This is a genomic window from Psychrobacter sp. CX10 (genome assembly GCF_057621575.2).
The window spans coordinates 2,987,881-3,001,790 of sequence record NZ_CM177736.1; the positions used below are offsets into that span (position 1 = coordinate 2,987,881).

13 protein-coding genes are annotated in these 13,910 nt (G+C 40.4%); 8 read left to right on the forward strand and 5 right to left on the reverse strand.

What is annotated here, in order from left to right; genetic code table 11:
• Nucleotides 1–267: 267 nt before the first annotated feature.
• The 5 genes from AC21OH_RS12140 (at nucleotide 268) to AC21OH_RS12160 (ending at nucleotide 5,934) form a co-directional block, all read left to right on the forward strand.
• Nucleotides 268–2,076, forward strand: a complete 1,809-nt coding sequence (locus tag AC21OH_RS12140) for an AMP-binding protein (protein ID WP_487370131.1) — start codon at nucleotides 268–270, stop codon at nucleotides 2,074–2,076.
• 249 nt (nucleotides 2,077–2,325) lie between these two features.
• Complete coding sequence (gene rph, locus AC21OH_RS12145; RefSeq protein WP_487370130.1) at nucleotides 2,326–3,042, forward strand: ribonuclease PH; 717 nt, start codon at nucleotides 2,326–2,328, stop codon at nucleotides 3,040–3,042.
• A gap of 93 nt (nucleotides 3,043–3,135) precedes the next feature.
• Nucleotides 3,136–3,624 carry a hypothetical protein gene (locus tag AC21OH_RS12150; protein ID WP_487370129.1) on the forward strand — a complete coding sequence of 163 codons (489 nt, stop codon included), beginning with the start codon at nucleotides 3,136–3,138 and terminating at the stop codon, nucleotides 3,622–3,624.
• 204 nt (nucleotides 3,625–3,828) lie between these two features.
• Nucleotides 3,829–4,722: a hypothetical protein gene (locus AC21OH_RS12155; RefSeq protein WP_487370128.1), complete on the forward strand. Its 894-nt coding sequence runs from the start codon at nucleotides 3,829–3,831 to the stop codon at nucleotides 4,720–4,722.
• Nucleotides 4,723–4,893: 171 nt separating this feature from the next.
• A complete protein-coding gene (locus tag AC21OH_RS12160) occupies nucleotides 4,894–5,934 on the forward strand; it encodes an alpha/beta hydrolase (RefSeq protein WP_487370127.1) in 1,041 nt (346 codons plus the stop codon).
• Between the two features lie 82 nt (nucleotides 5,935–6,016).
• Here the strand turns inward: AC21OH_RS12160 and hemJ are convergent, their stop codons facing one another.
• From hemJ to serB, 5 genes are all read right to left on the reverse strand, one after another.
• Nucleotides 6,017–6,451: a protoporphyrinogen oxidase HemJ gene (gene hemJ / locus AC21OH_RS12165; RefSeq protein ID WP_486535067.1), complete on the reverse strand. Its 435-nt coding sequence runs from the start codon at nucleotides 6,449–6,451 to the stop codon at nucleotides 6,017–6,019.
• 53 nt (nucleotides 6,452–6,504) lie between these two features.
• Entirely contained in the window at nucleotides 6,505–7,464 is a 960-nt protein-coding gene (gene bioB, locus AC21OH_RS12170) for a biotin synthase BioB (protein ID WP_491140425.1), read from the reverse strand.
• A 465-nt stretch (nucleotides 7,465–7,929) separates the two neighbouring features.
• Nucleotides 7,930–8,436, reverse strand: a complete 507-nt coding sequence (locus AC21OH_RS12175) for a hypothetical protein (protein WP_486535065.1) — start codon at nucleotides 8,434–8,436, stop codon at nucleotides 7,930–7,932.
• A 245-nt stretch (nucleotides 8,437–8,681) separates the two neighbouring features.
• A complete protein-coding gene (locus AC21OH_RS12180) occupies nucleotides 8,682–9,095 on the reverse strand; it encodes an AciT family ciprofloxacin tolerance protein (RefSeq protein ID WP_487370125.1) in 414 nt (137 codons plus the stop codon).
• Nucleotides 9,096–9,573: 478 nt separating this feature from the next.
• Entirely contained in the window at nucleotides 9,574–10,893 is a 1,320-nt protein-coding gene (gene serB / locus AC21OH_RS12185; protein ID WP_487370124.1) for a phosphoserine phosphatase SerB, read from the reverse strand.
• Nucleotides 10,894–10,992: 99 nt separating this feature from the next.
• Here serB and AC21OH_RS12190 point away from each other — a divergent pair, with 99 nt between their 5' ends.
• The 3 genes from AC21OH_RS12190 (at nucleotide 10,993) to AC21OH_RS12200 (ending at nucleotide 13,909) form a co-directional block, all read left to right on the forward strand.
• Nucleotides 10,993–12,555 (forward strand): hypothetical protein, encoded by a 1,563-nt coding sequence (locus AC21OH_RS12190; RefSeq protein WP_487370123.1) that lies wholly within the window; start codon nucleotides 10,993–10,995, stop codon nucleotides 12,553–12,555.
• Nucleotides 12,556–12,786: 231 nt separating this feature from the next.
• Nucleotides 12,787–13,032, forward strand: coding sequence for a PA3496 family putative envelope integrity protein (locus tag AC21OH_RS12195; protein WP_487370122.1), 246 nt, complete (start codon nucleotides 12,787–12,789; stop codon nucleotides 13,030–13,032).
• A gap of 313 nt (nucleotides 13,033–13,345) precedes the next feature.
• Complete coding sequence (locus AC21OH_RS12200; RefSeq protein WP_486535060.1) at nucleotides 13,346–13,909, forward strand: YecA/YgfB family protein; 564 nt, start codon at nucleotides 13,346–13,348, stop codon at nucleotides 13,907–13,909.
• The last annotated feature ends 1 nt before the right edge of the window (nucleotide 13,910 follow it).

Consider the following 13,910-nt stretch of genomic DNA (forward strand, 5'->3'; position numbering starts at 1 on the left):
AGGTTTTTATAAAAAGACTTTTGATATGCAAATCAGGGGCAGTATATTTAAACTCTGAGTGATTCTGTTAAGACATTTTCAAGCAATATTTATATAACAACAGTATTAATTAATTTTGATAGAATTTAGTCAAAGTTGATTATTAACAACAGTAATCGCACCACGATTCAATATTCCCAAAACGTTAAATTAAATACGATAAATTAGACTAAAACGATAAATAAGACTAAAACAATAAATAAGTTATATACGTAAATAGGTATTCATATGACCACAGATTCAAACCACACTACAGTAGAAACAAATAGCTCGGTAACCGAAGATTCAGCCATTGGATCATCTAACATCAGTAAACTACATGGCACCTTCCCAACCTATCCAGACATATCAGAGGATCGTCCTTGGTTTGCTTCTTATGAGCGATATGACTTACCAAAATCTATTGAGAGGCCTGACGATAACACCTCCTTATTAGAAGTGTTTGAACGCAATTTTGAGCGACATGGTAACCGAGATGCCTATATCTGTATGGGTGCTTCTCTAATTTATCGTGAGCTCGATGTTTATAGTCGCCAAATAGCGGCCTATTTACAGTCTTTAGGTTTAAAAAAAGGCGACAAAGTATCGGTCATGATGCCTAATGTTCTTCAATATCCAATTGTTGCGCTAGGAGTGATACGGGCGGGAATGATATTGGTTAACGTTAATCCGTTATATACCAGTCGCGAGCTTGAGCATCAGATCCATGACAGTGGCGCTAAAGCGATATTTATTATAGAAAACTTCGCTAAGACCTTTGAAGATGTCAAAGACAAAGGCGATATTGAACATACTGTGATTTGCAGCATGGGCGATATGATGGGACTAATCAAAGGTTTTGTGGTTAACATGGCGGTTCGCTATGTCAAAAAAATGGTACCCGATTACTCATTACCCGGCCACGTCACGTTCAAAAAAGCTCTAAATGCACGGTCTGCGCAGGCGTATCAGCGTCCAGAACTCGATCAAAGCCATGTGGCCTTACTGCAATATACAGGCGGCACAACTGGAGTAGCCAAAGGCGCTATGCTGACCCACGGTAATTTGACAGCCAATATGCTACAAATTAATGCGGTAATGAATGCTGCGTTTGGAGAAAGTATGCAAGGCGAAATAATTCTTGCTGCGCTGCCTTTATACCATGTCTTCTCGTTTATGGTATGCGGCATGTATGCAATGTACGAAGGGTGTACTGGTCTACTAATACCCAACCCACGTGATTTAGACGGGTTAATTAAAGAGATCGATAAGTATAAGCCTGCGTTTATTCCGTCTGTAAATACGCTGTTTAACGGTTTGGTCAATCACAACGAATTTAAAAACTTAGATTTTTCTAATCTTAAGGCGTCTATTGGCGGCGGTATGTCAGTTTTACCCAATGTGGCAAAAGCATGGCATGAAGCCACTGGACTACCTATTGTAGAAGGATATGGTCTATCTGAAACTTCGCCCGTGGTAAGCTTTAACCCCATGAATATCTCTGAATACACTGCCAAAATAGGGGTACCAGCACCTGATACCGATGTGATATTGATTGATGATGATGGCAATAAGATGCCTGTTGGCGAACGCGGTGAGATATGTGTGAAAGGTCCTCAGGTCATGGTTGGCTATCAAAATCGTCCGCAGGAAACCAAAGATACCTTTACAGATGAGGGTTATCTAAAAACAGGAGATATTGGGATAATTGATGAAAAAGGCTTTATCAAAATTGTGGATCGTAAAAAAGACATGATTTTGGTATCAGGCTTTAATGTATATCCAAACGAAATCGAAGAGGCCATGTCCGAGCATCCTGACGTCTTAGAAGTGGGCGCTATCGGTATACCTAGTGATAAGCGCGGCGAAGATCCAAAAATTTTCGTTGTCACCAAATCAGGAAAATCTGTGACCGAGGCTGAGCTATTAGACTATGGTAAAAAGCAGCTTACAGGCTATAAGCGTCCTCGACATGTTCAGTTTGTTGACGAACTACCAAAATCAAATGTCGGTAAGATATTACGTAAAGAGCTGCGTAAAATGGAAGGTCTTGAGTAAACGCTCACTGACTGTTGCTTACTGTACTGTCGTTCTAATAACTGCCGCTTTAATGTCTGGCGCTTACATTAAGATGGGCACATTGTGTGCTCATCTTGCTATTCAACTCCGGTCACGTTACGATATCATTCTTTAGATAACACGTGACATCTTGATTAAAAAAAATTTTCTCCTCATTTGATTCTTATCACTCTTATCATTCAAATATTATGATTCAACTATTAAAAACTCTAAGGACAATCCACACCCATGCGTATTAATAACCGAGAGCCAGATCAACTTCGTCCCGTAACCTTTGAGCGTAACTATACCAAGCATGCAGAAGGCTCAGTACTCGTCTGCTTTGGCGATACTAAAGTGCTGTGTACGGCCAGTGTCGAATCTGGCGTACCGCGCTGGCTAAAAGGCAAAGGTCAAGGCTGGGTTACTGCAGAATACGGTATGCTCCCTCGTGCTACCAATACTAGAAATCAGCGTGAGGCAGCACGTGGTAAACAATCAGGCCGTACCCAAGAGATTCAACGTTTGATTGGCCGTAGCTTGCGAGCGATGGTAGACCTAAGCAAATTGGGTGAGAATACGATTTATTTGGATTGTGATGTGATTCAAGCAGATGGCGGAACCCGAACCGCAAGTATTACAGGTGCCGCTATTGCTATGATTGATGCCCTAGAATCCCTACAACAAAAGAAAAAGCTAAAAGCTGACCCGCTGATAGGATTGGTAGCAGCCGTGTCTGTTGGGGTCAAAAATGGCGAGATTTTACTGGATTTGAACTATGAAGAGGATTCGAGCTGTGACACCGATCTTAATGTGGTTATGACACAAAAAGGGGAGTTTATTGAGATTCAAGGTACTGCTGAGGAAAAGCCATTTACTCGCAGTGAAGCGGATCAAATGTTAGCTATGGCAGAGAAGGGTATCGCGGATCTTATCAAACAGCAGCAAACTGCATTGGGCTGGTAATCTAAAACCTCTATGTCATACTTTTAAGCTCAATAAGCATTTATATAAGCTTATTAACTCTATATAAGCTCATCAACCATTGATAGGACACTTATGCTTCAAGTCACTAATACTGGTGCTAACATCACGCTGTCCGGTAAACATACCGGACACGGCGATGGCTTATTTTGGTTTGGCACAGCATTGGTAATTGGGGCAATCGGTGTGGCTATGGCTATGAGTGTGCTGCCTGTACGTCTCGCCATAGGGGTATTAGCAGCATTCATTGTGTTTGTGTTTATTTTTAACAAAGCCCGTAACCGACAAAAGCAGAACGGCTGTCAAATTCAGTCAGGACTTCTTAAAGTCAAAGCGGGTAGTTTTGTTCATAACGTGATGGGTAAAACGCAGCAGATTGTTCTACAGTCTGACGATACGATAACTACCGACGCTAAAACACTTACAATTGTTGCAGCAAATGGTCATATTAAATGTGAGATAAGCGGTTTTCAATCTGCTAAAGAAGCCCAAGTCATGCAAGCCATTTTACAAGGTCAACAACTTGGTAAACGCAATGTAAATATCAAGATGAAGTCGACTTAATCGTTTAGTTGAAGGGTTATTTGTTGTTTATGCCGTTGCTTATTTATAGGATGCATTGGCTAGTTTATTGTACTAATCTTTTGACTGACTAGCCTTTTAATTCACTAATAGTTAAACCAATTAAGCATTAAGTTAGTCTTGAGTTTATGTGGTGAGGTGGTAATATTGGTTATAAACTAGGGGCTGTGACCTAAGGACTGTCGCATGGACGTGTCAACTTCATTATTAAGAATTAAAAACCTGTTGTCTCGATTGATATATATTGGTATGTCTAGACTTCTATCTAGATTTCTGCCTAAAAGGATGATTCATACAACTTTTCAAAACCAGCCCCAATCTTCATACCGTCTAACTTCTTCCTATATCCAATACCACTCTTCAATTAATAAGCAGCCGTTACGCTTAGCGAAAAGTCCTGCAAAAATGGGTTGTCAGTCAACTGTTACTTTTTCAATATTCATATCCTCAAGATATAAAATAGCGGTAAGTACGGCGGCATTGATAACACTTAGTGCGGTCAGCTCGCTAAGCCATGCTGACAATATCAGTGATCTAATAACTTTGAAGAACCAACCCCATATTATCCCTTCTGTGCAATCAGTTCAGCCTTCAAATACACTATTTAGCGAGCCTAAGACTAATTTCTATAGCAATTATAACCAAGCGCCAAATATCAAAACAGAACATATAGATACCCTTTATACAGCGGAGCAGACGGCGTCTACTGCAGGTAGAATGGTGCTACAAACGGCTCGGCAAATGACCTTAGACAATCAAGAGATTGTGTCAGGATCGTGCTGGGATTATATCAATGCGGCGTTTAATCGATCGGCAGTTGGGCGAGACGATGTATTTAAGGGCGATTATCCTTATGGTCCTTTTATCGATACCGCCCAAATACAGCCTGGCGATTGGTTGTATTATGTCAATCACAGTTATAACGATGGGGAGCACAGCGGACTGTTCGTCGGATGGCTTGATCAAGACAGCAATACAGCTTTGATGTTAAGTTATGCAGGCGAAAATAGACAAGAGCCTGCCAGATATAAGGTGTATGACATCTCGCATACCTACAACGTGATGCGGCCTCGTTATTAGTCACTTATACGTTAGTTAAAAATTTCTATTTCCACTTATTTTTGATGCTTTTTCCATAAAATGAGCCTGATGTTCCTATATCATAAAACCTATTAAATTTTATGCCCACCCTATTAGGTATTTATGATCATCAATCCTATAAAAAGTATCATTAAAATCAGCCTAATAGGAATGATTATAGCCACTTTTATTGGTGCCGTATTTGTTTGGAGGGTTGCCGATAATATGGCCAATCCGCCGCGCCGAGCTTTGCAAGCGTATCATCAGCAGTGGCTAAAGCATCCGCAGCAAGAAGGCATTACTATATCGCGCCATGACTGTGCTCAAGGTCAAATGCCTTGTTTGTTCGTTATGCCTAGCGTAAATGCACAATTAGGCACACGTGGGCAGCATCTACGTGAGCAGCTGCAACATACCTATCACTATGATTTAGCACCTTATGAAGTGGCTCATGCGAATCCTAAAGGTATTGTGGTGCTGCTACATGGCAGAGCAGGGAGGAAGGAGGATTTGTTACCTGTAGCGGCTCGGTTAACAGCCGCAGGTTTCATTTGTGTGTTGCCTGACTTGCCTGCGCATGGAGACAGTCCACTTAATGTTAGCCGCTTCGGATTAGAATTGACAAAGACCCATCCCAATCTTATTAACCAAGTTGTGCAAGATATACAGCATTCAATAGGTCACAAACTTCCTGTATTCTTATGGGGCATGTCAATGGGCGGCTCCTATGCCAACTATGCGCTAGAAGAAAGCCCGCAGAATTGGCAAGGGCTGATTATAGTTTCTAGTTTTGCAGCGTTAAATGAGGTAGCACAAAAGCAGCTTAATAATTTAGTTTCACCGCTACCTAAGCTTTTACAAGCACCTATTGGTAAGGTTTTGATGACAATGTACGGCTTCTTTATTAACTTGCAAGGGGGCGCTGACCCTAATGAAGTGAACCCTATTGCGATAGCACGTAAGACTCAGATACCCGTCTTAATGATTCATGGCGATCAAGATAATACTATTGATATCAGTCAGGGAAGAGCGCTTTTTGAAAGTTACCCCACTGCAGACAAAACTTGGATGACGGTATCAGATGCAGGTCATAACAATGTTCTTATAACCCAAGCGCCGGTATACGCAACAATGGCTGACTGGTTATTGCGCCACACAAAAAAACATACAGCCGATAATAATCTTACAGCTGATGAGTACAGTAATCCTTAAATTGTAGATGTAAAATAAGATAAGCGGCGTTGCAAGATAATTAGGTGACACTTACCACGTATTTTTAAACAGCTAAGCCGGTCTAAAAAGGCTTCACGATCACTAAAATAATGACTGCAATTAATATGAATACAGGCAGCTCGTTAAACCACCGCCAAAATACGTGGGTTTTATGATGTGGGTTGTCTGCAAGCTTTTTACGGTAGGCTCCGCAGGCGCCATGATAAGCAGATAATATGACTACCAACAATAGCTTAGCATGTAGCCAGCCTTGAGTCTTATACACATCCCACCCTATATACACCATCCATAACCCAAATATCCAAGTTGCGATCATAGAGGGCGTCATAATACCGCGATACAGCTTGCGCTCCATGATGATAAAACGCTCATGACTTATCTTATCATCACTCATAGCATGGTAGACAAATAGGCGGGGTAAATAAAAGATAGCGGCAAACCAGCACACCATCGAAATAACGTGCGCCGCTTTTATCCAATTAAAGTAATCAGCCATATTAAGGTCTCAAATCAATAGTATTTAAGTGCATTGCTATAGTACACGCTATATTATACATAATTTGTTTGCCCGCTAATGGCATCAATGACGGCTAATTTTGAGGGTGTAGTGGCTTTAACAGGCTCAGATTTCAAACCCAGTGTTTTCATTAGCCTATCGTCATTTGACTGACTTGCGTTACCTGTCGTTAAAAGTTTGTCCCCATAAAAAAATGAATTGGCTCCAGCCATAAATGCCAAAGCTTGCTCGGATTCTGATAAGCTTTCACGTCCTGCGGACAAGCGCACGTAGCTTTTGGGGCAGCAAATACGGGTGACCGCTATGGTACGAATCCATTCCAAAATAGAAAGCTGACCTTCGCCTAGGACTTTGTCACCCAAAGGGGTGCCTTTAATGGGTACCAAAAGATTGACAGGAATAGATTCAGGCGGCATGGGCATACTTGTAAGCTCAAGTATCCAGTCAATGCGATCTTCACGGGTCTCCCCCATGCCCACAATACTGCCACTGCACACGTTAATACCTGACTGTCTAACATGTTCAATAGTGGCCAAACGCTCATCATAGCTACGCGTACTCACAACGCTGTCATAATAACGACGCGACGTATCAAGGTTATGGTTGTAATAATCGAGACCAGCGGCGGCGAGTTCCTGCGCTTGTTCAGAGCTAAGCATTCCTAAGGTCATACAGGTTTCAAGGCCTAGAGATTTAACCTCTTTTATCAATTGGGCAACATACGGCATGTCTTTTTTACTGGGGTGTTTCCAAGCGGCACCCATACAAAACCGAGAAGAACCAGATGCCTTAGCACGTTTTGCAGCGGCTATGACTTTGTCTACCTCCATGCGCTTTTCAGCCTCAAGTTTGGTTTTATCACGGTGATGACCAGACTGAGAGCAATATCCACAATCCTCTGGGCAGTTACCTGTTTTAATCGATAACAAGGTACTGATTTGAACTTCGTTAGGCTCAAAATACTGTCTATGTATCGTTTGCGCTTTGAGCATCAAGTCATTAAAGGGTAACTCAAAAAGCTGTGCAATCTGCGCACGAGTGCTTATTTTCTGCGCACGAATGCTCTGACTTTGCGCGCCAGCGGTTGTGTTATCTATTAGGTTGATTTGATTAGTCTCTTGAAAGTCAGCGGTGGTGTCAGGCAAGTCCTTTTGAGTGACGCCATTTGAAGTGGGCTCTGTTATACTTAATAACGAGGTCATAAGGTAATCCTTTACAGACAGAGTGCGATTGGCTATTTATTCACTCAATTGTATCATTATATAAGCTCAACATATAAATTCACTATATAAGTTTAAGAGCGTATAAAGACGTTAATATAGTTTTAGAATATAGCCCATAATTAATATGTTATAAAAAAGGTTCAACAACTGCTAATAGTTATTGAACCTTTTTGCTAACGTTACTCTTAAGATTTAAAAAAAATTAAAATTAAAACTTCTCTAAAGCATTAGAATCTATTTTGACATTTTATGCTTGGCAGTACTAATAATTTGCGCTGCGACACCTTGAGCTTTTTGCGCAATTGGACGCGCTTTTTTAACCAGTGGTTTAAGCTCATCAGGTACTTTAGGTACGATATGTTTGGCTAGCTGATTGAACCACATAAGTAGGCTATAATCGCCTTCCATAACCAGCTCTTTATCTTGAATAGCCGTCATGAATGCAGAAACATCACCACCTGTTAACAGCTTAACACCCGTCATAGAGTCTTTAAAGTCAATGCGTAAGCTTGGCTGATTTGCTTTACCCGCATACTGCTGGAATGTACCTTCGTCAAATACATAATAACGTGCGATACCATCTGTTTCACTACCAAGCTCGATACTAACTTTGCGATCTTTGATAATCTCTTCGATATTTGGGTCATCACTTTTTACCAGCATAGATAGACGAAGACCGACTATAGCAAGTAGAGCATCAAGAGGGTTTGCTTGAACATTGAGTATAGGAATTGAGAACATAAATGAATCCAGATTAATAATGAATGATAAATTTAATGTAAGTTGACTTTTATTTTAACAGCTTATTCATACCGTTATTATAATTAATTTATTACTAGTCGTTTATTATAGATAATTAGATACATTGTTACAGCAAAAAGCCAAGCAATGGCTTGGCTTAAATCATAAGGCATAAAGTTTAGCATTGGTTATTATTAACAAGGTTGATAGTATCGGTAATTGATATAGATTGTCAGTATCAACGATTAGTTTCTGAATCTAGGCTGGTAGTTATTATAAATAGGCGTATGCTCGATATATTTATCACGCTGCTCAGATACCTGACGCCTTCTACCAAATAGAGGTATCGCTGCTTTACCAGATGCTTCACGATTAACAAGGTATAAACCAAATCCTGCTAAGCTAAAAAGTGTCACAATAAAGGCGATAATGTAGCCTGCAAAAGTAGGAATAGGCGTTGCAGCAGTCAAAACCGTTTGTAGGGCTTCGACGGCTATCATATAAATCATGCCGCCCATAAAGTAGCCTAGTAAATAGCGATGGCTAGAAAAAAAGGTAGCGATAATACCGATCGCAAATAATGCAAAACCTAAGGTAGACCAAGTTAGAATGCCTGATATCCCGGATAGGCCAGCGGCCAAAATGGTATGAGTTGCCATATTTATTGCCTCTTAAACTGTCGACTAATATAACGCTAAAAACCTACTTAATAGCTAAAACTGCACTTGTTAAGAAAATTATAAATGTAGTTATAAATATAGCTATTTGTGCGATGGAAAAGTAATTTTTGCGTTGATTTAAATTCATTATGACGGTATTTTATTAAAAAACAAAGTCAAAAATGATGATTTACGACAGCACTTGTCGTGTGAAATAGCAATAAAATTTGACACAATCGCCTAGCCCTGATGAGGCAATAGATCGCCCTTTTTTTAATTTAAAAAAATAAATATTTTTTAACATTTATTTTTTACTTTATCATTTAGATAATTCAGACACCCACTCGTCTAAATATCAGACGATAATTAATTTAGATTAGATTAGTGTCGTTAAGGCAGTAAAGGTTGACCCTCAATAGCTTATTCTAATTAGGGTGCGTGCTTCGCGCCTGTATTTAATGTTTGTGCTAAGCTGAACCTAAAGTAGGTCGTGAGTGGAGTAACCCAGTACGTATAGCACACCTTCAAGCCCAGTGGCATTGATGGCAGCATCGGCACGTGAACGGACGATGGGCTTCGCGTGATAAGCCACACCTAAGTCAGCAATTGCCATCATGGCTAAGTCGTTTGCACCATCTCCGACACACACAACCTGAGCCGTTGATACGCCTTTATGTTTGGCAACTTGCTGCACCAATGCAGCTTTACGTTCGCCATTAACGATGGGTAGCTGCACATTTCCAGTCACTTTGCCATCTTCGATGTCTAATATGTTGGCGTATACCTCATCAATACCAAGCTCATTAGCAATTTGAACGGCAAAGTAGGTAAAGCCGCCGGATACCAAAACCGTATGATAGTTTAAAGATTTCAAAGTAGCGATGAGGGTCCGTGCTCCTGCTGAGAGTGTTAATTCTTTTTGAATGTCATTTAATACCTCTGTTGACAATCCTTCAAGTAGCGCTACACGCTCACTAAATGAGGTATCAAAATCAATTTCGCCTCTCATGGCGGATTCAGTAATCTCGCTTACCTTGTCGCCTATATTTGCTTTTTTAGCCAGCTCATTGATAACCTCTTGTTCAATGAGTGTTGAATCCATGTCAAAAAATGCAATGCGGTGCGGGCGTAGCATATTGGCAAGTGAGACGATATGACAGTCGATAGCAGAGTCGCCGCCCAAGTCATCTGTAATGGGTAAGGTCGCTATGAACTGACGTAAATGTGAGGTGATACCATCATCGAGTAAATGCGCCGCCGCAGACTTTTTACCTGGCTGCATAGTCTTGGTATCAGTTGGCATCAATATGTATCGATAGGTTAGAACAGGGGTCAAGCGGTCGTGACCGTTCTGGTCTTTTAGGTCACTGTCCTCCACAGCATCTGTACTAGAAACAACTTTAATAAGCTGCCATAACGGGTTTTGTGCGTCCCATTCGTCAATATGCGCTTCAAAGCTGATTTTTTTATCAGCATATGAACCCTCTTGTGTCAGTGCTTGCTTTTGCACCACGACAGATAAAGCAAAAACAGGTAGCGACTCAAGCTGCTCAATTAAGTGTAAGGATATTTTGCGGTTAGGTTGGCCGTTTATTTCTAAGCTCACGTCGCCAAATCGTAGATGATTTGGTAACAAATCATTGGCTTGTTGTAATGCTGTGAGCCATGATTTTAAGTGCGCACTCATCTCAGGCCCAAAGGATACGAAGTTCGCCTCCGCGTCTGTAAGGGTGTGAGCACCTGAAATGGTTGTAGAAATGTCGTCATTTTGAGCAATAGTTGTAGATTTTTTTGTCATGGTGAGCAAAGCCCCTTGTAAGCGTAAGCAAGATTAGGAATAATAGGGCGTGCCCAAAAATAAAGCAACTCCTATCTATCTATAAAAGTTTAGCATAACATGACCTATTTAGCGCCACGGCAAGGCTTGTTTGCCATAATTATCATTATCAGTTTTTTTATCCATACTACGCTGCTATTAATTAGTACCGATCAGCAGCTGGAAGAACTTAAGATGCAAACTGGCAAACGTATGTTGGTTCAACTGATTGAGGAAGTAAAACTGCCTTTATTGAGTAATGATAAAGTGAGCCTGAGTGTATTAACAGGGCGATATACCAGTGAAAATTCAGTCGCAAGTTTGACCATTAAAGATGTGAATGATGACGTCATATTACAAACTGGACAAGCGCAATTAATGGAAGGTGATACTATTCGCGAGCAAGTCATCATGGGCGATAATGTCATAGGGTCGGTACAAATGACGCTTCGTGATACCAGCAATGGTGAAATTATTGCGTCGCAGTGGTTATTTATATTAGGTTCATTTATCGTACATTTATTAATTTGGTTAATATACGGTTATATAGCGCGCCCCACCAGAGCACAATTGGCACAGCTGAGTCGAGATGTTAAGGAGCATTTACGGGTGCAAAGTCGCACATTAGGCACAGGGCCTGTGCGCCAACATGATGACAAAGCCGAAAAACAACGGTTGGGGTTAAAAGAGCCGCAAGCTGTTAGTGATTATATTCGGGGTCATCAATCAACAGCAAACAGCATTAAAAAAGACCAAACAGATCAGCCAAACGCTACTCAGCAGTCGCACACTTCGGTTGAAAATCCTGTTGATCAAACCCACGTTAATGATAGACACGAAGCGTCTGCTCAAACCAGTAGCAACCAAGCTGCTTTTGGTCAAAATGGATCCAATCATATACCTAGCTCCTATTCAACAGACGGTCATTCAACAGACAGTCATTCGAAAGACAGCTATTTAAAAGAAAGTGGCGAAGCGGCTACCAACATGTCACCGACGTCTTCTATCTCTGTCAGCAATGGTAGCCAACCTGCCAACTTGGTATCGACACGGCCGCTGAAAACTGTGAGTGTCTTGATACAGTTTTATGACCCTAATCATTTGATAGACACACTGGCAGCTGAAAAATCAAAACCCTATTTAGCCCTATGCTCGCAGCTATTAGATCGAACGATAACTGAGTTGCTCAAACAACCATTATTGTTTGGTGTAAGCGTTAGCAATACCCCAACTTTTGATGCCAAAGGGGCAACAGTTGAGCTCGCGTGTAAAGACGATCACAACAAAATAGCACTGGCTGCTATGATGCTGGCACGAGTATATTTGATGTTAAATCAAGTCACTTATATTAAGCATCGAGAATTAAAGCGGTTTGCTCTAGAGGTTCGTGTTGGCGTAAGCGATTACGCCACCAATAGCAAGATGTCGCAACTGTTAACTAATAATGCCAAAGTGAACGATATCTTAGTGTTGTTGCCTGTCGCAGGGCTTAAACAATTAAGCGGTAATATGCAGCTTAATAACTTACAAAATCCAACGACGGTATATGAACGAGACTGTGCGCGTCTAAGCGGAGTCAGTGAACCAATCATGACGCGCTTGATAACTGTGCGGGATGCGGTATTGTTGTCAGCGAACTCATAATAATCAATAAGAAAGGCTATACAAAATAAACTTTAAAAAAACAATAAATAGCTTTAATAAAATTGGCTTTTTTAATTAAACTGGTACGGTATGCTAGTAAATGTTTTTATGATTAAAAGCGACTGCTTATATTCATTTAATTGAACTATAAATTAACTTCTTAACTGACTTACTAATCATCTTATTAAGACTACCTATTATAATAATTTAATAAAATAAGAGGATAAAAACATGAGTGATAACGATCTTGATGACTTTGATGATGATAACTTTGACGACGATGATGATGCCAAAAAAGTAGATGAGGCAGAAGCAGAAGCGGCACGCTTAACCAGCTTAGAAAAGCGACGTTTGATCGATAATATGCTTGAGGAAAAGCGCTTAGAGCGTGAACTAAGAGATGGTTTTGATGATGACTTAGACGATCTTGATGACTTAGATGATGATCTTGATGATTTAAACTTAGAAGAAGAGTAATACCCGCGGTTGGTATTTGCTAACCGTATAGATTGCTTTAGATACTCTAACAGTTTATATGATATTCATCTCTATAAGACATTGTCCTCTTACAGCCTTCTATTCAACTAAGATCTATATTCGATCTAAAATTGAAGTAAACATGTGTCGCTCTAACTTTAAATCATAAGTTACCAATATAGTTTAGAGCTTTTAAAAGTTTCAAAAATAAGTAATAAGTTTTAACGTTATATTTTTAAGATCGATAACTTTTTAATCATGCTAAAACGATTTAATAAAACCTATAATAAATAAAACCATATATGAGATCACCATGACTTTAGATGAGTTACAAGATTACCTAGATTCTGATGCCAATAAACATGGGCTTGATAGTGTGGCCACGCATGGCTTTTTGACTGCAACTATTGTCGGGAAACCACTCCCTAACTGGATGTCGTTATTGTTTGAAGGTCAAGATAACCAAGTAAGCAATGATGTCAAAAAAGCGATTAAAGAGTGGCGATCAGAGCTACTCGAAGACCTACAAAGTGAAGCGGGTATTTCGCTGCCTTTAGAGATTGAAGAAGACTCCGGTGAGGTTGATTTTTCTCCAGAGTCCGAATTAACAGCTTGGTCAATTGGATTTGTTGACGCTATGTATGGCGATGAGAACGTTGATTGGTTCAGTGACGAACAAAGCAGCGAAGATGTGGCGATGCTAACGTTACCCATGATGGTGTTCAGTGGCATTGATACCATAGATGCAGACGGTAATGAAGCTGAAGATGAAGATTTGGCCGAGATTCGCGGTGATGATGATGCTTTGGCTCAGATGGCCAATAGTATTGAAGGCAATTTAAGCGAGTTATTTTTATTATTTAATTCAGACGAGTAAG